Annotated in this window: 16 protein-coding genes; 10 read left to right on the top strand and 6 right to left on the bottom strand. The window is 64.5% G+C overall.

Annotation, left to right across the window (positions count from 1 at the left end; all coding sequences use genetic code 11):
* The first annotated feature begins 6 nt into the window (after window positions 1-6).
* Window positions 7-900 carry an FCD domain-containing protein gene (locus G4G27_RS23480; protein ID WP_183110862.1) on the top strand — a complete coding sequence of 298 codons (894 nt, stop codon included), beginning with the start codon at window positions 7-9 and terminating at the stop codon, window positions 898-900.
* A 61-nt stretch (window positions 901-961) separates the two neighbouring features.
* A complete protein-coding gene (locus G4G27_RS23475) occupies window positions 962-2,341 on the top strand; it encodes a glycoside-pentoside-hexuronide (GPH):cation symporter (protein ID WP_183110861.1) in 1,380 nt (459 codons plus the stop codon).
* 18 nt (window positions 2,342-2,359) lie between these two features.
* Here G4G27_RS23475 and G4G27_RS23470 read toward each other — a convergent pair whose 3' ends face one another.
* From G4G27_RS23470 to G4G27_RS23460, 3 genes are all read right to left on the bottom strand, one after another.
* Window positions 2,360-3,205, bottom strand: coding sequence for a phytanoyl-CoA dioxygenase family protein (locus G4G27_RS23470; protein WP_183110860.1), 846 nt, complete (start codon window positions 3,203-3,205; stop codon window positions 2,360-2,362).
* 13 nt (window positions 3,206-3,218) lie between these two features.
* Window positions 3,219-4,040, bottom strand: a complete 822-nt coding sequence (locus G4G27_RS23465; protein ID WP_183110859.1) for a phytanoyl-CoA dioxygenase family protein — start codon at window positions 4,038-4,040, stop codon at window positions 3,219-3,221.
* 235 nt (window positions 4,041-4,275) lie between these two features.
* Complete coding sequence (locus G4G27_RS23460) at window positions 4,276-4,674, bottom strand: helix-turn-helix domain-containing protein (protein ID WP_244624482.1); 399 nt, start codon at window positions 4,672-4,674, stop codon at window positions 4,276-4,278.
* Window positions 4,675-4,751: 77 nt separating this feature from the next.
* On the opposite strand from G4G27_RS23460, the gene G4G27_RS23455 reads away from it, so the two are divergent.
* The 6 genes from G4G27_RS23455 to G4G27_RS23430 all read left to right on the top strand — a co-directional run bounded on the left by G4G27_RS23455 (window position 4,752) and on the right by G4G27_RS23430 (window position 12,779).
* Window positions 4,752-5,330 carry an NAD(P)H-dependent oxidoreductase gene (locus tag G4G27_RS23455; protein ID WP_183110858.1) on the top strand — a complete coding sequence of 193 codons (579 nt, stop codon included), beginning with the start codon at window positions 4,752-4,754 and terminating at the stop codon, window positions 5,328-5,330.
* 58 nt (window positions 5,331-5,388) lie between these two features.
* Entirely contained in the window at window positions 5,389-6,006 is a 618-nt protein-coding gene (locus tag G4G27_RS23450) for a TetR/AcrR family transcriptional regulator (protein ID WP_183110857.1), read from the top strand.
* A 307-nt stretch (window positions 6,007-6,313) separates the two neighbouring features.
* Window positions 6,314-6,724, top strand: coding sequence for a hypothetical protein (locus G4G27_RS23445; protein WP_183110856.1), 411 nt, complete (start codon window positions 6,314-6,316; stop codon window positions 6,722-6,724).
* A gap of 2 nt (window positions 6,725-6,726) precedes the next feature.
* A complete protein-coding gene (locus tag G4G27_RS23440; protein ID WP_183113994.1) occupies window positions 6,727-7,998 on the top strand; it encodes an efflux RND transporter periplasmic adaptor subunit in 1,272 nt (423 codons plus the stop codon).
* Between the two features lie 122 nt (window positions 7,999-8,120).
* The gene (locus G4G27_RS23435; protein WP_183110855.1) at window positions 8,121-11,315 is read left to right on the top strand and encodes a multidrug efflux RND transporter permease subunit; all 3,195 of its coding nucleotides are present in this window, start codon (window positions 8,121-8,123) and stop codon (window positions 11,313-11,315) included.
* Window positions 11,316-11,327: 12 nt separating this feature from the next.
* Window positions 11,328-12,779 (top strand): TolC family protein, encoded by a 1,452-nt coding sequence (locus G4G27_RS23430; protein ID WP_183110854.1) that lies wholly within the window; start codon window positions 11,328-11,330, stop codon window positions 12,777-12,779.
* Window positions 12,780-13,279: 500 nt separating this feature from the next.
* Here G4G27_RS23430 and G4G27_RS23425 read toward each other — a convergent pair whose 3' ends face one another.
* Window positions 13,280-13,732, bottom strand: a complete 453-nt coding sequence (locus G4G27_RS23425; RefSeq protein ID WP_183110853.1) for a MarR family transcriptional regulator — start codon at window positions 13,730-13,732, stop codon at window positions 13,280-13,282.
* Between the two features lie 137 nt (window positions 13,733-13,869).
* Between G4G27_RS23425 and G4G27_RS23420 the strand changes: the two genes are divergently transcribed.
* Entirely contained in the window at window positions 13,870-14,454 is a 585-nt protein-coding gene (locus tag G4G27_RS23420) for a DUF308 domain-containing protein (protein ID WP_183110852.1), read from the top strand.
* Window positions 14,455-14,456: 2 nt separating this feature from the next.
* On the opposite strand, the gene G4G27_RS23415 is transcribed toward G4G27_RS23420, so the two are convergent.
* Together G4G27_RS23415 and G4G27_RS23410 are read right to left on the bottom strand one after the other, a co-directional pair.
* Complete coding sequence (locus G4G27_RS23415) at window positions 14,457-14,882, bottom strand: DUF5990 family protein (protein ID WP_183110851.1); 426 nt, start codon at window positions 14,880-14,882, stop codon at window positions 14,457-14,459.
* Entirely contained in the window at window positions 14,879-15,928 is a 1,050-nt protein-coding gene (locus G4G27_RS23410) for a hypothetical protein (RefSeq protein WP_244624481.1), read from the bottom strand. Before G4G27_RS23410 ends, G4G27_RS23415 begins: the two co-directional genes overlap by 4 nt.
* Before the next feature lie 196 nt (window positions 15,929-16,124).
* On the opposite strand from G4G27_RS23410, the gene G4G27_RS23405 reads away from it, so the two are divergent.
* Window positions 16,125-18,506: a penicillin acylase family protein gene (locus tag G4G27_RS23405; RefSeq protein ID WP_183110850.1), complete on the top strand. Its 2,382-nt coding sequence runs from the start codon at window positions 16,125-16,127 to the stop codon at window positions 18,504-18,506.
* Window positions 18,507-18,541 lie beyond the last annotated feature (35 nt).

The following is an 18,541-nucleotide window of genomic DNA, read 5'->3' as shown; positions in this document are numbered from 1 at the left end:
TTGCTGATGCGACAGCGCCGATCGCCAGTCGCCGGATCGAGCAAGTCGGTTGCGCGCCAGCAAAGCGTGTCTCATATCTCGCCGATGCCCACCGACCTCCCGTCCGTCTCGACTTTTCCCGCGCCATCGGACATCGCCCCGGTCGATCCCGAGCGCAGCCCGACCCAGGCGGTTCATTACTGGCTCGGCCGCGACATCGTGCGCGGCGTGTTCGCACCACTCGAACGGCTCAAGATCGATCAGCTGGTGAGCTTCTACAATGTCGGGCATAGCCCGGTGCGGGAGGCGATCCTGCTCCTGTCGGCCGGCGGGCTGGTCGTTCACGAACATCAAAAGGGTCACCGCGTCGCGCCGGTGTCGCTCGCCGATTACACCGACCTGCTCAACGTCTATCTGCGCATCTATCGCCTTGCGTTGAAGATGGCGCTCGAAAATGGCGACGACGGGTGGGAGGAAACGGTGATCGTCCAGCTCCACCGCTCGCTGAAGGTGCAGAAGAATTTCGACGACCCCGAGCATCGCGAGATGTGGCAACGTGCCTATGGCAATCTCCACTATGCCTTGCTCGCCGGTTGTGGATCGCCGCTGATGATCAAGCTGTGGATGGACCTGGGCAACCGGCTCGAGCGCTACGTCAACCTCTTCGCCGACCGCGCGGTCGATTTGACGCTCGATCATCACAGCAAGCATCGTGAGATCGTCGATGCGCTGGTGCATCGCGATGCGGCGCGCCTCGAACAATCGGTCAGCGATTTCTTCGCGCTGGGCGCATCGTTCCAGCGCTCGGTCGCCGTGGCGCTCGCGGCCTATGAGGCGACACCGGTGATCGAAGAGGCCGACCCGAACGAGCCGATCGTGCGCAAGCGCGGGCGTCCACGGAAAAATCCTGCCAAAACCTGATAATTTTCTGGAATTAAATTAAAATTATATCTAACTTTCCCGAAAATAACGGGAGAGCGATATGTCTGGGGCAGCGCAGCCGAAACTCGGCCTGAAGGGAATGCTCGGCTTTACCGTCGGGGATTTCGCCTTCAATCTCTATTGGCAGAGCGTTTCGCTGTACCTGCTGTTTTTCTATACCGACGTGGTCGGCTTGCGAGCGGGCGTGGCGGGCCTGATCTACATGATCGCGTCGATTTTCGACGCGGTGATCGATCCGCTGATGGGCGCCATCGCGGACCGGACGCGGACGCGTTGGGGCCGTTACCGCCCTTATATCCTGTTCGGCACGCCGTTCGTCGGCATTGCCTTCCTACTGCTCTATTACCGGCCACCACTCGAAGGCGCGGGTCTCGCGGCGTGGATGCTCGCCGCGCACATCATCTTCCGTATTGCCTATACGGTCGTCTCGATTCCCTTCACCGCGATGTCGGCGCGGCTGACCAGCAATTCGGCCGAACGCGGGTCGATGGCCGGGCTGCGCATCATCTTCGCGACACTTGCCGGCCTGACGGTCGCGATATCGACTCAGCCGCTCGCGGCGCATCTGGGTGGCGGCGATCCGGCCACCGGCTTCTTCGCCGCGGCGGCGATCTTCGCGGCGATCGCGTCGCTCGTCCTGCCGATCGTCTTCTTCGCCACGCGCGAGCCCGCCGAAACGGAAGAGGATTGCGCACCGGCGAACCTCGCCGAATATTGGTCGGCGCTGCGCGACAATCGCGCCTTATGGGCGCTGCTCGCCGGCGTTTGCGCCGGGGTGGTCTGCTCGACCGCGCTGGGCAAATCGATCCTCTATTATTTCAAATACAACCTCGGCAACGAAGACGGCGGGCGCATAGCATTGAGCATCGTGGCGGCATCCGGCCCGCTCATCGTGCCGGTGTGGATGGCGATCTCGCGCTGGATCGGCAAGCGCAACACCTGGTTCGCGGCAATCGCCTGGGGGCTGGTAGGACTGTTGTGGTTCTCGCTCACCGATGTCCGTTCGAACGGCATGGCGATCGCCTTCTTCCTGTGGATGCAGGTGACCGGGCTGGGCCTGGCGCTGGGCTTCTGGTCGATCCTGCCGGACACGGTCGAATATGGCGAATGGCGGACCGGGCGGCGCACCGAATCCTTCGTCTTCGGGCTTGGTCAGTTCTTCCTCAAGGTGGCGCTCGGGTTGGGCGCCGGCCTGTTCGGCTGGCTGCTCGACCAGATCGGCTATCGCGCCAACACGGTCCAGACGCCCGAAACGCTGGCGCATATGAAGATCCTGATGACCGCGCTGCCCGCGCTGGGCCTGACCCTCGCCGGGGTCGCCATGGTCTTCTATCCACTGCGTGGCGGCCGGCATGCCGAAATCGTCGAGGAGCTGGCCAATCGACGGCGGCTGCCGGCCGAAGCGGACGGGCAAGCCTGATCGCCCGCCCCCTCCCGGTTACGGAAGACTGGGGATGATGCCGAGCTGTACGCCGCGACGGAAACGTTCGTCGTCGATCTGCGGCCACGGTTCGGGAACCGGGTGATCCACGATCGGCCAGGCGACCGGGGTTGCCGCACCGTCGATCGCCGCGCCCGGCTTTATGCCGCAACGATCGACCGAGGGGTGACGCATCTCGCCGGCGTCGCGCGTGCAACCATCGGCGAAATAGATCGCGGTATAGACGCGCCGCATCGCATTCGAACGATTGCCCATCGCCATGTGCATGGTCAACCCGTGATGGAAAATCACATCACCGGGCGAGGCCGGCACGAAGCGCGCCTGATCCGCGACGTTCGATGCGGCATCTTCACCGCCGCGAAAGATGTCGACATAGCGCGGCGCATCGCGGTGCGAACCCGGCACATAACCCATGCACCCGGTCGCTTCGTCCGCTTCGACGAATGGAATCCAGGCGGTCACCGTCCTGAGTTCGGCGATCGGCCAATAAGGATGATCCTGATGCGCCTGGGTCGGCAGCCCGCCCGGTTCCTTGTACAGCGCCTGATCGTGCCACAGCCGCAGCCGGTCGGCGCCGACCAGCCGGGCCGCCACTTCGCAGACCGCAGGATGAAAGGTCAGCGCGCGCACCTCCGGGAAATCCTCCCAGATATACTGGCATTGCAGGAAGGATTGTTCGTAGCGGCTCTTCTCTTCCAGCCGGCGGTGATCGGCCGACTTGCGCACCGCCACCGCCCGATCCACCGCCGCGGCATATCCCGCAAGATCGCGCCGATCGATCAGGCCGCGCAGGACGACGAAACCATCGCGGTCGAACGTCGCTTTCAGGTCCGTGGGATCCACGCCATCATGCACGTCATTCGTCCACAATGAGAAATTGCCGCGCCGGATCGTCCTGCGCCACGGTCGATCCGTCCGCAGCAAGGGCATGAGCACCGTCCGGCGCATATTGCAGGATATAGGCTTTGCGAACCGTGCCCTGTTTCAGATTGGGTCCGGTCCGGTGCGGCGCCAGCGATGAAAACAGGATGATGTCGCCGGCCTTTGCCGGCACCGCCACGGCATCTTCCGCTTCCTCCAGGCACTTCAGGCCGATCGGCGTTTGCCAATGCTCAAGCGTGCCGAGCCGGTGCTTGCCGGGCGCGATCCAGGGGCAGCCATTGTCCACATCGACATCGACCAGCGGAATCCAGAATGTCAGATATTGCTGCGGCTCGATAAAGGTATAGCCATTATCCTGGTGCCAGGGGAATTCCTGCGCCTTGCCCGTCTTCTTGTAGACCGACTGATCCCAATAGAGGCGCACGCGATCGCCCGCGAGATCGCGGCAAAGGTCGCGAATGGCCGGATGGGCGGCAAAGCTGCGCAAGACGTCCGACTTGGTCACGAGATGCGCGGCAAAAGTGATCGTGCCGGAAGAGGTGAGCCGAAACTGCCCGCCCATCTGTTCCGAGACATAACGCTCATAGGCCTCTTCGATCGGATCGATCGTTGCGATCACCGCTGCGATCTCGTCCGGTGTGAAGGCGTCCCGGATCAGCACGAAACCATCGCGATCAAATGCCGCCGCTTGCTCATGATCGAGCCGACGCAAAGTCCGATCGGCGGGAATATCTTGCCATGCGAAGTCGCGGCCGCGTGAATCGATGCGGGGTTCGGTATGCGGTCGGGTCGCCATGGTTTCTCCTAATGATAAGCCACCGGGCAAGCCGGGCGATCGTCGCACGGCCCCGATCGGCGTTTGCAATTATCTCGTTATTCGATCTGTTTTGCCAATTTATATCTATTTTCTATAGAATCCAATAGAAAATTGGCAGCGCGGAACAGCGCGGGCGCAAACCGGCAGCCGGCGCCCATTGGGTTGCCGGGAATTTGTGCTATCGCCGCCGCTATCGCCGGGCGCCGCGGTATCGCTAAGCTTCGTGGCGCAGATCGTAAGCTTGTCGGGCGATCTCGATCTGGTCGAGGTGGCGCATCGCCCATTGCCCGAGGCTGACCACGGGTTCGCACAACGAACATCCCAGTTCGGTGAGTTCGTAGTCGACCCGCGGCGGCACGGTCGGGAACACCGTACGCGTCACCAGACCATCGCGCTCCAGCCCACGCAGCGTGAGCGTCAGCATGCGTTGCGAAATGCCGTCGATCTCCCGCTTCAGTTCGTTGAACCGCCGCGATCCGTCGCGCGCCAGGATCATGATGGTCAGGATGCTCCATTTGTCACCGACGCGCGCAAGCACCGGTGCGACCGAACGGCAGCTCGCTTTCTGCTCGTCATGCCCCGGCAAGGTTACAGCGATGTGCCCGAGTGACAAAATAGTGCCTCCTTGCGGCGCTCCCGGCAGGTCACATATCCCGCCTCAGTTACTCATATATACCTAAAGGACGGAATATGAAGCTTCTCCATATCGATTCGAGCATCCTCGGCGACAATTCGGTCAGCCGCATTCTGTCGGCTGGGGTCGTGCAGCGACTGGTTGCGGCGACACCCTCGCTCGAAATGAGTCGCCGTGACCTCGCAGCCGAACCGCTGACCCATGTCGACCTCGCGTCGCTGCCGGCGGACACCTCGGAAGCTGCGCTCGCGAGTACCGACGTGCTGGAAGAATTCATCGCCGCCGATGTGGTCGTGATCGGCGCACCGATGTATAATTTTACCATCCCCAGCCAGCTCAAGGCATGGCTCGACCGTATCCTGATCGCGGGCAAGACGTTCAGCTATGGCCCCGAGGGCGTGCAAGGCCTGGTGACCGGCAAGCGTGTCATCGTCGCCGTGTCGCGCGGTAATTTCTATGGAGCGGACTCGCCCGCCGCGTCGTTCGAGCATCTCGAATCCTATCTTGCTTCGGTGTTTGGATTCATCGGTATCGTGCCCGAGTTCATCGTCGCCGAAGGCGTTGCAACCAGTCCCGAGGGCCGCACCACGGCAATCGCCGCCGCACAGGGCGAAATCGCCGCGCTTGCCGCTTGATTCGTACGCTCGCTAAGGTACTGGACGTCCAGCGCAAACACACTATATACCGATCGGTATGGAACAGACTCTCGCCCCTCCGCCCGTAAAGGGCCGACCTCGGGAATTTTGCACCGAGGAGGCGCTCGCCGCCGCGTTGCGCGTATTTTGGCGTAACGGGTATGAAAGTGCGTCGATGGCGGAGCTGACCGCGGAGATGGGCATCACCAAGCCCAGCCTCTACGCCGCGTTCGGCAACAAGGAAGCGTTGTTCCACAAGGCGCTCGATCTCTATGAGCGCGAAAAACTTGCCTATACCGTTGCCGCGCTCGACGCGCCGACCGCACGGGGCGTTGCAGAACGCTTCCTGGTCGGCGCGCTCGAGATGCAGATGAGTTCGTGCGATCCGAAAGGATGTCTCGGCGTGATCAGTTCCGTGTCGTGCGGCGGTCCCGAGGCCGAATCGATCAAGGCGGACGTCATCGCGCGACGCGCATCGTCGGAAGCCGCGCTGATCGCGCGATTCGAGCGTGCCAAGACCGAGGGCGATCTGCCCGAGACTCTCGAACCCGACGCGCTCGCGCGTTATCTCTACGCCCTGCTTCAGGGCCTGTCGGTTCAGGCCGGATCGGGGGCGTCCTGCACCCAGTTGCAGCAGCTCGTCGATACCAGTCTCGCCATCTGGCCAACCCGCTAGAAAATAATTATACTCAGCGGTACACAAAGCTGTTGACGCAGCGCAACACAAAGTTATATACCGCTTGGTATTGAAGTTGGACTCTCCGGTGAGCCCGACGATCGGCACGGGAGAACCCCTGATGACGAACACCTGATTCGACCGCGTCTGGTTTCGGCCATTCGCATTTCACCAATTCCAGCGAGCGATTGCGGCACCCCCTTAGCGGCGTTTCCGTGAGCGTTTGAACATGCCCCACGGCCAGTCCGGCGCGAACGATGCGCGTTCGCGGACGGCGCCGTGCGGCCATCATCCAAGGGGATTTCCAATGGCCTATCTGGACATCAACAACATGACCGCCGCACCGATGACCGCCCGTTCGGCGGCCCATACGGACGCGCGCCGCGACATGACCGCACCCGCCGGCTTCTCGGCGCTGGAATGGAGCGTCATCGCGCTGGCCAAGCGCGACCGGATCAGCAGCCTGTCCGAACCGAGCCGAGTCTCGCGTGCGCTGGGCGGCCTGTTCGGCCTCGGCACCACGTCGAAGCTCGCCGAACCGAAGCTTGAAACGCTGCGCCGGCTCGCCGTGCATGCATGGAAGCGCGGTTATGCGCTGCCCGCGTCCGAGGTCGCCAATTTCCTGAATGCCGGGTTCAGCATGGGCCAGGCCGAAACATTAGTGGCAAGCGTGACCGGCGGACAGGTCGGCCAGCTCGCCTGGAGGATCGCCGCGTGAACATGATTACCCCTATCGAAGCCGAGAACAGCTCGCCGGTTCGACCGTTGCGCGACGGCTTCGCCCGCTTGCCCGGCTGGCAGCGTGGCGCGCTGATTCTCATCCCTCTCGCCTTGGTCGGCGCGGCTGGCGCAAAGCTTGCCGACCAGTCCCCGGCAGTGGCGGCGGTGCCACCCCCCGCCGCCGTCACTGTTGCGGCACCCCTGGTTCGGCAAGTCAGCGAATGGGACGATTATGTCGGCCGCTTCGCGCCGAGCCGGTCGGTCGAGATCCGTCCGCGCGTCGCGGGCGAAGTGACCGGCATCCATTTTCGCGATGGCGAGATCGTGCGCAAGGGCCAGTTGCTCTTCACCATCGATGCGCGGCCGTTCGCGGCGGCGCTGGCCGAGGCGCGCGCCAATGCGGCGAGCGCATCGAGCGCCCTTGCACTGGCGCGGACCGATCTGGGCCGCGCGACTCAGCTGATCGACGACGAGGCGATCTCCGCCGGTGAAGTCGATTCGCTGCGTGCCAAGGTGCAGGCGGCAAGCGCTGCCCTCGCCGCTGCCAATGCCCGGGTCCGCGCCCGCGCTCTCGACGTCGAGTTCACTCAGGTACGCGCACCGATCAGCGGGCGGATCTCCGACCGCAAGGTCGATGCCGGCAACCAGGTGGCGGGCGGCGAAGGCACTGGCGGCACGGTGCTGACCACGATCAATGCGCTCGATCCGATCTATTTTAGCTTTGACGGATCGGAAGCATTGTATCTGAAGACGCAGCGCGAACGGCAGCCCGGCGCGGAAGCGGCGGCGGTCGAGATCCAGTTGCAGGATGAGAGCGAGCATCGCTGGAAGGGCAAGCTCGACTTTACCGACAATGGCCTCGACCAGCGCTCCGGCACGATCCGCGGCCGAGCGGTGCTGAGCAATCCGAACTACTTCCTGACGCCCGGCATGTTCGGCAATATGCGCCTCGCCAGCAGCGGTACGGCGAATGCGCTGCTCGTGCCCGACGCCGCGATCCAGACCGATCAGGTGCGCAAGGTGGTGATGACGGTCGATGCGCAGAATCAGGTGGTCGCCAAGCCGGTGACGCTGGGTCCGGTGGTCGACGGCCTGCGCATCATCCGGTCGGGCCTGACGCCCAAGGACCGGGTGATAATCGCCGGGATCCAGATGGCGATGCCCGGTTCCAAGGTCGCGCCGCGTCTCGGCAAGATCAGCGGTCAGGCACAGGCGCCGGCGCCCCAGGTATCGTTGCCGGTGGCCGGCGAGGCGACTTTGGGCGGACGCTGAATACCGCCCGTTCGCCCTGAGCCTGTCGAAGCCCACGCGCTGCGGGTGCCCTTCGACAGGCTCAGGGCGAACGGGGCTTTTATCAGCTCGACGCACTAACTCCTTCTTTCGAGGACAGTCCTATGCGCTTCTCGCGCTTCTTCATCACGCGGCCGATCTTCGCCGCGGTGATCGCCGTCGTCATCACTCTGGTGGGCGCGATTGCCTATCTCAGCCTGCCGGTGTCGCAATATCCCGACATCGTGCCGCCGACCGTGACGGTCAGCGCGGTCTATCCCGGCGCGAGCGCCGAGACGGTGGCCGAGACGGTCGCCGCGCCGATCGAGCAGGAGATCAACGGCGTCGACAACATGCTGTACCAGTCGTCGCAATCGACCGGTGACGGCAAGCTGGTCATCACCGTCACGTTCAAGATCGGCACCGATCTGGATGCCGCTCAGGTGCTGGTACAGAACCGCGTCGCAGTCGCCGTGCCGCGCCTGCCCGAAGACGTGCAGCGCCTCGGCGTCGTCACGCGCAAGACCTCGCCCGACTTCCTGATGGTGGTTAATCTGGTCTCGCCCGACGATTCGCTCGATCGCGGTTATATCTCCAACTATGCGCTGACTCAGGTGCGCGACCGGTTGAGCCGGATCGACGGCGTCGGCGACGTGCAGCTGTTCGGCAGCCGCGATTATTCGATGCGCGTATGGATCGACCCCGGTCGTGCCTCCGCGCTTGACCTGACCGCGGGCGAGATCGTCGCCGCGCTTCGTGCGCAGAACGTCCAGGTCGCCGCCGGCACGCTTGGGCAGCCCCCCTATGCCACCGGCAACGCCTTCCAGCTCAATGTCGAGACGCAAGGCCGCCTGACCGACCCCAAGCAGTTCGCCGATGTGGTGATCCGCACCGACGCCGATGGCCGCCAGGTCAAGGTCTCGGACGTCGCCCGGGTCGAACTCGGTGCACAGGACTATGGCTCCAACACCTATCTCAGCGGCAAGCCGACCGTGATCGTCGCCGTGTTCCAGCGCCCCGGATCGAACGCGCTTGCCGCGGCCGAAGGCGTCAACGCAGCGATGAAGGACATGTCGGCCCGCTTCCCCAAGGGCCTTGCCTATAGCGTCATCTACAACCCGACCGAGTTCATCTCGCAGTCGATCGACGCAGTGAAGGACACGTTGTTCGAGGCGATCCTGCTGGTCGTGCTCGTCATCCTGGTCTTCCTGCAGAAATGGCGCGCGGCAATCATCCCGGTGGTCGCGATTCCGGTCTCGCTGATCGGCACCTTCGCGGTGCTGGCGGCGATGGGCTATTCGCTCAACAACCTCTCGCTGTTCGGTCTGGTGCTGGCGATCGGCGTGGTGGTCGATGACGCGATCGTCGTGGTCGAGAATGTCGAGCGCAACCTCGAACATGGCCTCTCCCCGCTCGAAGCCGCGCGGAAATCGATGGACGAAGTGTCCGGCGCACTGGTCGCGATCGTGCTGGTGCTGATCGCGGTGTTCATCCCGACCGTGTTCCTCACCGGCCTGTCGGGCGCGTTCTACCGCCAGTTCGCGGTGACCATCTCGACCGCGACGGTGATCTCGCTGATCCTGTCGCTGACCCTGTCCCCGGCGCTCGCCGCGATCCTGCTCAAGCCCAATGCGCAGCAGGGCAAGGGCAACCGCGTGACGCAGCTGCTGCGTCGTGCCGCCGATGCGTTCAACCGTGGGTTCGAGCGGCTGAGCATTGGATATGCTGCCCTCACGCGGCGGCTGGTGTCGGCACCGAAAAAGATGATGACTGCCTATGCCGCGCTGATCGCGATCACGGCAGGCGTGTTCTGGGCGACGCCGACCGGCTTCATCCCGGCACAGGATCAGGGTTACTTCCTGACCGTCATCCAGTTGCCGCCCGGTTCCTCGGTCGAACGCACCGACGCGGTGATGCGCAAGGTCGCCGCGCGCATCCTGCCTGGTGCCGGCATCAAGGGCGCGGTGATGCTCGCCGGGTTCGACGGGCCGTCGCAGACACTCGCGCCGAACGCCGCCGCCGCTTACTTCCCGCTCAAGAGCTTCGAGGAGCGCAAGGCCCTCGGCGTCAGCTTTCCCGAGATCATGGCCCAGGCGCAAAAGGCGACCGCGGACATCACCGAAGCGCGGTTGATGATCGTGCCGCCGCCCCTGATCCAGGGCATCGGTTCGGCCGGCGGCTATCGCCTGATGGTCAAGGATCAGGAGGGGCGCGGCTATGACCAGCTGGCCAAGGCTTCGACCGACCTCATCGGCAAGGCCAATGGCACCAAGGGGCTGAACCAGGTCTATACCTTCTTCGAAACCGCCACGCCGCGTGTGTTCGCCGATGTCGACCGGACCAAGGCAAACATGCTCGGCGTGCCGCCGGAGCGGGTGTTCGAGGCGCTGCAGGTCTATCTCGGCTCCGCGTTCGTCAACGACTTCAACCTGCTCGGGCGCACCTATCGCGTCACCGCGCAGGCGGATTCGCAGTTCCGCGAGACGACCGCCGACATCGCCAATCTGAAGACGCGCTCGAACTCCGGCCAGATGGTGCCGATCGGTTCGGTGTCGACCTTCAAGGACAAGACCGGGCCGTACCGCGTCGTCCGTTACAATCTCGCCCCCGCGGTCGAGGTCGATGGCGACACCGCGCCGGGTTATTCGTCGGGCCAGTCGCTGGTCGCGATGGAGAAGCTCGCCGACTCCACACTGGCAAGCGGTTACAGCCATGAATGGACCGGCATCGCGTACCAGCAAAAGGCGGCGGGCAGCACTGCGGCTCTGGTCTTCGCGATGGCCGTGGTGTTCGTGTTCCTGGTGCTGGCGGCGCAATATGAGAGCGTCACCTTGCCGCTGGCGATCGTGCTGATCGTGCCGATGTGCCTGCTTGCGGCGATGACCGGCGTGAACCTCAGGGGTATGGACAATAACGTCCTGACCCAGATCGGGCTGGTCGTGCTGATTGCCTTGGCCGCGAAGAACGCGATCCTGGTGGTCGAGTTCGCCAAACAGGCCGAGGATCAGGATGGCCTGTCGCCGATCGAGGCGGCGGTGCGCGCGGCAAAGGACCGGTTGCGGCCGATCCTGATGACCAGCTTCGCATTCATCCTCGGCACGGTGCCGCTGGTGACGGCAAGTGGGGCGGGCGCCGAGCTTCGCCAGGCGCTGGGCACCGCGGTGTTCTTCGGCATGATCGGGGTGACCGGCTTCGGCCTGCTCTTCACGCCGACCTTCTATGTGGTGTGCCGGGCGCTGGCCCAGCGGTTCGAGCGCAAGCGCCCGGTTGCCGCCCAGGGTCACGAAGGCCCGGCACCCACACTTCAGCCTGCCGAATAGGAGCGGCACATCATGAAACACATCCTTCTCGCCACCCTGTCCTCGCTCGCGCTTGCCGCGTGCGCCGCCGGGCCCAACTATGTCGCGCCGATCCCCGCGCCCAAGGCGGCGGCGCCGTTCATCGGCGCGGCCAACCCCGCCTTCACCGCGGCGGCAGCGGACGATCACTGGTGGCGGCTGTACCGCGACCCGGTGCTCGACGGACTGGTCGCCGATGCGCTGGCGGCCAATACCGACATCCGCGTCGCGGTGGCGCGACTCGACAAGGCGCGTGCGTCGCTGCGCGGCGTCCGGTCGGACCGTCTGCCGCAGACCAGCATCGGCGCGAGCGGCACCTATGGCCGGTCGCCCGAGACCCAGCGCCTGCCCGGTAGTGCTGCCGAAGACAGCGCGTTCGATGTCGGCTTGAGCGTGTCCTACGAGCTCGACCTGTCGGGCCGGGTCAAGCGCAACATCGAGGCGGCGCGCGGCGATGTCGCGGCGGCGGATGCGGATGCCGATGCGGTGCGCGTCGCGGTCGTCTCCGCGACGACCCGCGCCTATGTCGATGCCGCGTCCTCGGCCGAGCGGCTCGAAGTCGCCAAGCGCGTCGTCGACCTGCTCGACAAGTCGGCGGCGCTGACCGGCAAGCGAGTCGCGGCGGGCCGCGCGGCGAAGCTCGACCAGGTGCGCATCACCACGCTACGCGACCAGCGCGCGGCGAACGTGCCGGCGATCGAGGCGGAGCGCCAGGCGGCCCTGTTCCGGCTCGCCACGCTGACCGGTCGTACGCCGCAAGACCTGCCGGCCGCAGCCGCCGCGCGCACCGTCACGCCGACGCTCGACCAAGCCATCCCGGTCGGCGACGGCGCCGCGTTGCTCGCGCGCCGGCCCGATATCCGCGCCGCGGAACGCAGGCTGGCCGCGTCGACCGCGCGGATCGGCGTCGCGACCGCCGAACTCTATCCGCAGATCTCGCTCGGCGGATCGGTCGGCACGGCGGCAACGAGCATCGGCGACCTGTTCACCGGTGGCGCATTGCGCTGGCTGCTCGGGCCGTTGATCAGCTGGTCCTTCCCCAACCAGGAAGCGGCGCGTGCCCGTATCGCCGGCAGTGAAGCGGACAGCCGCGAGGCGCTGGCCGAGTTCGACGGCGTCGTGCTGCGCTCGCTCGAAGAGACCGAGACCGCGCTGTCGACCTATGCGCGCGAGATCGAACGCAACGCGGCGCTGCGATCGGCCCGCGATGGCGCCGCGGCTGCGATGCGCATCACCCGCGCCCGTCAGCGCGCCGGGCAGATCGATTCGCTCGACGTGCTCGATTCCGAGCGCACCTTCGCCGACACCGAGGCGGACCTCGCGTCGTCGAGCGCACGGATTGCCGGCGCGCAGATCGACCTGTTCCGATCGCTCGGCGGCGGATGGGACAAGGCCGACCGCGCGGTTGCCGTTGGCGCGAAGGCGGGCGGCGGGAGCGGCCGCTGAAGCTGAAGCACGGAGAATCAGGCCCTCGTTTCGGGACTCGCTGACCAGATGCAGTTGAGTCGGGCACTCCCGCAGCCGCCACCGGAAGCGGCGTGATTTCCCGCAGCTACGGGAAATCCTGCGAGAAAATGCTTTTTTGGCTGTTCTGCGGGAAACCACGGGAAAAACTGCGGGTAATTCCGCGCGACCGCACGGGAATATCGTGTGGCGCTTACGGGAATATCGGGAAATTTCCGGCGCGGAGATCATGCTCTGCCCGTCCTGCGGTTCTGCTCGAATCAACTGGTCCATCGGGACAGGCTGGCAGCGGGGGCCGAGCGGTTGAATCGAGCGAGCCGGCACGCGGGTGATGGATCAGAAATGTGCCATGCGCTACCCAGCTTAGTCGGCGCTTATTTTGGCTTTAGCTCCTGGTGGCGGTATCGAAGGAGGTCATTGCAGGGCAGTTCGAGATACTCGTCATCGCACCGCTCGACAGGTTGGATAACAGATCCGCCAAACTATGATTTGGCTGCGGCAAATTCGCTCACGGAATCGCGAAACGCCTGGACCTGACGATTGAGTTCGATCAGCTTTTCGACGGGCAAACCGGCCGCCGCGAACAATAGTTCGCCCAGACAATGGGACTTCGCCTGCAGGCCGACACCAGCCGGCGTCGCCGTCACCACGACCTGACGTTCGTCCGCCGGATTCCTGCGCCGCTCGACCAGGCCCGCTTGTTCGAGTCGTTTCACCAAAGGCGTGACGGTGCTCGATTCCAGGGCGAGGCGCTCGGCGATGCTGCCGATCGTATCCTCGCCGCGTTCCCACAGCACGTTCAGCACGAGATATTGCGGGTAGGTTATCCCGAGCTCGTCCAGCAACGGTTTGTAAGCGCGGTTGATCGCCATGCTCGCGCCGTAGAGCGAGAAACACAAAAGCTGGTCGAGAGAGGGCGCTTTCGCACGGGGCATGGGTTCGGCCTTGTGAGTGTCGATATCGTCGAAACTACATATCGCGATAAATTATCGCTGGACAAGGAAACCTTTCGGCCGCTACCGCATTATATATCGCGATAATAGATCGTGCAGTATATAAAAGGCGATGTGACATGAACGCTACCCCTGCCTCAATCTCCAAAAACTGGCTTCAAAATTATTATTATACCCGCGGACTGGCCGCCGCGGCGTGGGTCGGCGCGGCGTTCGCGCTGGGCAAGAGCGATCCGTCGATCGCCGCCATGCTGCTGCTCGCCTATCCCGCCTGGGATGCGCTCGCCAATCTGGTGGATGCGCGCCAGAGCGGCGGATTGAAGCGCAACCCGACGCAATCCTTCAATGTCGTGGTCAGCATCGCAACCACGATCGCGGTCGTCGTCGCGCTGGGGCAGAGCATGAATGCGGTCTATGCCGTATTCGGTGTCTGGGCCGGCCTCGCCGGACTCCTCCAGCTGTTTACCGGGGTGCGTCGCTGGAAGACTTCCGGTGCGCAGTGGGCGATGATCCTGAGCGGCGCGCAGTCGGCGCTCGCCGGCATATTCTTCTTCAAACAGTCGTTCGGCGCAACGCCGCCCGGTATTGCCGGCATCGCGCCCTATGCCGGCTTCGGCGCGTTCTACTTCCTCGTGTCCGCGGTCATGCCGACCATTTCAGCGCGTCGCCGCGCGGCGACAAGCGCTGAACCAGCCGGTCGCTGAAATCACGCGATTTTTCTTCTTATCGGTCGCACAGTGGCGCAGGCGGGTGTGCCGTCCTTGCCGGTGCCATTGACCGTTATTTCGATCACACCGCCGCCCGCAGCCGCGTGGTCGAGCAGGGTCTGTTCGATATCGTGGATGTCGATTTTCATCCTGCGCGTCCAAGGGGACGAAGGATCGCCGGCCGATTGTCCGATGCGGATATAGACGAAGCGACGTTCCGGTCCCTCGCGACGCACCTGATCGCCGAAGAATTTGGGGCCAGGCGCGATACGGATCGGAAAATCGAATGCCAGCGGCTCGCCCGCGTCCGATCGTTTCGGATCGAGCGGCGCATCATCCTTGGATTGCAGGCTGTGCAGCACGCCCGCGACCGGCTGTTCGATCACAATGCGCAGGCGGATTTCGATCTGGTCTGCCCGGGTCATAATTCAGTTATCTCCGCTGGCCGACTCGCCGCACGGGAAAGAATGAACTCGGCGCGTTCGCGAACAGATTTCGATCGGTCGGTCAGCGCCTCCGATGCGAGCCGGTGCGCGTCGGAAAGGGCGGCTTCATGCTGGATCAGGCCTGACATCGCCACGCGTCGTACCGTCGCTGCGCGATCCTTCAAGCCGCGTCGGATCATTGTAGCGCGGTCGATCTGCGTCGTTAGAGGCCGTTTCTCGAATGCGGTTTCCCGCCGGCGGACGCCCATCGACTTGTCGATCCACTGCCACCGCCAGCCCACAGTCCAACTGGCAAAGCCATCGATGAGCGACTGAGTCGCCGCCGCGCGCACCGATGGTTGAGATGCGGCAACCGCAAGCCGCTCGATATGGTCGTCCAGGACACTGGACCGAAGGGACTGTCGGAAGATCGTGGCCATGGGACCGGTGCTCCGCTTCGCGATGATATCCGCGAGAATGTCCGCAACGTCACGGCGCTCAAATGCCGCATCAAGAACGCCCCGTTCCGATCCCCAGCGGCCCCATGTTCCTTGCCGAACCAACAAAACCAATGCCGCCTCCGCCATCACCTGCGGCGAGGTGCGAGAGAATGTTCGCTCCACACAGGCGACTGCGGCGGCCCTGATCGGATCGACCCAATCATTCAGCCGCCACGCGATCGCGGCAAGAATGAAGGCGTTCGGGATCGGTCCCTGAATCTTGCGAAGGGCGGCCTCCCTCAGTCTTCCGTCGCGGTGGAAGAGAAAGAGATATTCAAGTCCGTCGACGAGATCCAGCTGATGCTGGTCCGTCAATCTTGTTCGGAAAAATCGCTCTATCCAGAGTGGCGCGCGACGCCAGCGGTAGAGCGCGGCCGCCGACACGATATCCCCTTCGGCTTGCGAAAGATGGTGCGGATCAATTGTGCCCAGCAATCGGACGATATTACGGAAGTCCCCGTCGATGCGGCGGCCCACTTCCAGCTTCGAACCGGTATCGCGCAAAGCCTCATCAAGATCGACGGGAAGAATGCTCCGATGGGTCATCGCACCATGCTGATCGTCGCGGGCCGGCCGGTCAACGCCTCCTTGCGATGGCTAGAAGGGTATCGGCAAAGTTAAACCCTTCGTTTGGGATACCGCGCCGATAGCCGCTGGTTATGACCGTCGAACACTTGCCGCATGGACACGCGCTCGCAGCAGGCCCAGTTTCCCGTTTTGATTGAGACAGCAGGGATTACCGATGCTCAACCGTCGTTCTTTCCTACTGGGGTCGACCGCACTGCTCGTCACGAGCGCTGCCGGCGCCGCGATACTGTTGCGGCCGCGCGCCGTCTTGATTGCGAGGAAGCAAGCCGTGCAGGGCCTGAGTGCGCCGATCGAGATCGTCGATGACACGTTCGGCACCCCACACATCCGCGCCGGATCGATCCCGGACGCGTTTTTCGGCCAAGGTTATGTCGTCGCACGGGACCGTCTGTTCCAGATCGATCTGTCGCATCGCCGCGAGCTCGGCCGGCTCTCGGAAGCGTTCGGCGCGCGCTTCGCCAAACACGACGCCAATGCACGCCTGTTCCATTATCGCGGCGATTTGGATGCCGAGCTGCGCCGCGTACCGCCGGAAATGCTCGATTGCGCGCGCGCTTATGTCGCGGGGATCAACGCCCGTATCGATGAGGTCGCCGCAAACCCCGACCTGCTGCCGGACGAATACCGAATCCTCAAGATCGCACCGATCAAATGGGACGTCCGTGAGCTGGTACTTGCGCGCGAGGGCGAGGCCGGCAATGCCGATGACGAGATACGCCGCGCGCAGCTCGCCGCGCTGGGGCTGCTCGAACTCGACGCCGTGGTCGCGCCGCTTCGCCCGGTCTGGACGATGCGCGTGCCCGAGGGCCTCGATACCGCGGCGGTGAGCGAGGCGGATCTAGGCGTACTCCGGCTCGGACGACTACCATTCGAGCCCGAGCGGCCGGTCGCGGACCCAGCCGGCGCGGCTGGTGCGGCCGCGCGCGCCAATGCCGGGAGCAATGCCTGGACGGTCGCACCGGCGCGGTCCACCACGGGCCGGCCGATCCTGGCCAACGATCCGCATCTCGGCATTGGCGGCTTCAGCCCGCGTCACGTAGCGCACCTGACCGCACCTGGACTCGACGTGATCGGCGGCGGCGCGCCCGGCCTGCCGGGAATCATGCAAGGCCATACCGACCGGTTCGCGTTCGGCCGCACCAATTTCCATATCGACCAGGACGATTTGTTCGTGCTCGAACTCCACCCCGACGATCCCGAGCGCTATCGCCATGACGGCGGCTGGAAGAAGTTCGAGCGCGTCGAGGAGTCGATCGCAGTCAAAGGTGCGGCGGCGGAAAAGGCAATATTGCGCTATTCTGTCCAGGGGCCGGTGGTCTCACACGATCCGGCGCGGCGTCGCGCCACCGTGCTTGGCGCGGTCTCGATGCAGCCGGGCGGCGATGGCGTGTTCGCAATGATCGCGATCAATCTGGCCAAGGACTGGGCGAGCCTGCGCAAGGCCTTTACGCTGCATCCGTCACCGACCAATTTCCACTATGCGGATGTCGACGGCAATACCGGCTGGCAGGTGATCGGCTTCGCGCCGGTGCGCAAACAGGGCGACGGGTTGCTGCCGGTGCCGGGCGACGGGCGCTATGACTGGACCGGCATGCGCGACTTCGCATCGTTGCCGAGCGAGTATAATCCCGCCAAAGGCTGGTTCGCCTCGGCCAACCAGAATAACCTGCCCGTCGACTGGCCACGCGACCGCATTCCCGCTTTTTCGTTCCGCGATCCCTATCGTTACGATCGGATCGCGCAGGTGCTGGCGAGCCAGGCCAAACACAGCCTGGCCGACAGCGTCGCGTTGCAGCACGACACGCTGTCGACGCCGGCGCGCCTGTTTCTTGAACTCCTGCCGAAGCGGCCCTCCGCTGCCGCCAAAGCCGCAGTGGAAATGCTGCGCGACTGGGATGCGCGGATCGCGGTCGAGAGCGGGGCGGCGGCTTTGTTCGAAATGACCTGGCGCGAGATCGGCAAGCGTATGCTCGCCGCGATCGTGCCCGAACGGGCCAAGGCTCTCGTGACCGAGATCGCGCCGTCGGTGCTGCTCGATCTGCTCGCGCACCCCGATGCGCGGCTCGGCGCCGATCCGCGCGCCGCGCGCGATGCGATGCTCGACGAGGCGCTTGTCTCCGCCTGGACCGAGGCGCGCGGCCGGCTCGGTCCCGATTCCACGACATGGCGCTACGGCACGCTCCACCAGGTGCGGCTCCGCCATCCACTATCGGCGATCCCGGCGATCGCCGCCGCCTTTCCGCCAATCGAGGGCGAAGGGTCGGGCGGCGACGGCTATACCGTGATGGCGCGCTGGCTGAGTTCCGGCCCGGGCTGGAGTGTCGGTGGCGGCGCCAGCTATTTGCAGGTGATCGATGTCGGCGGGTGGGACAATTCGCTGATGCTGGTCCTGCCCGGCCAGTCGATCGATCCACAGTCGCCGCACTATCGCGACATGTACAAACCCTGGGTGGCGGGCCAGATGCAGCCGATGCCGTTCAGCCGTGAAGCGGTCGATGCGAACGCCGTCTCGCGCACCACGCTGCGGCCGTCATAGGACATCATCGGTGCGGGCGAGATCATTCCCTCCCT

It is taken from the genome of Sphingomonas sp. So64.6b (assembly GCF_014171475.1).
Lineage (GTDB): Bacteria > Pseudomonadota > Alphaproteobacteria > Sphingomonadales > Sphingomonadaceae > Sphingomonas > Sphingomonas alpina_A.
The sequence above is the reverse complement of the archived record's forward strand: the minus strand, read 5'-3'. Positions and strand labels throughout refer to the sequence as shown.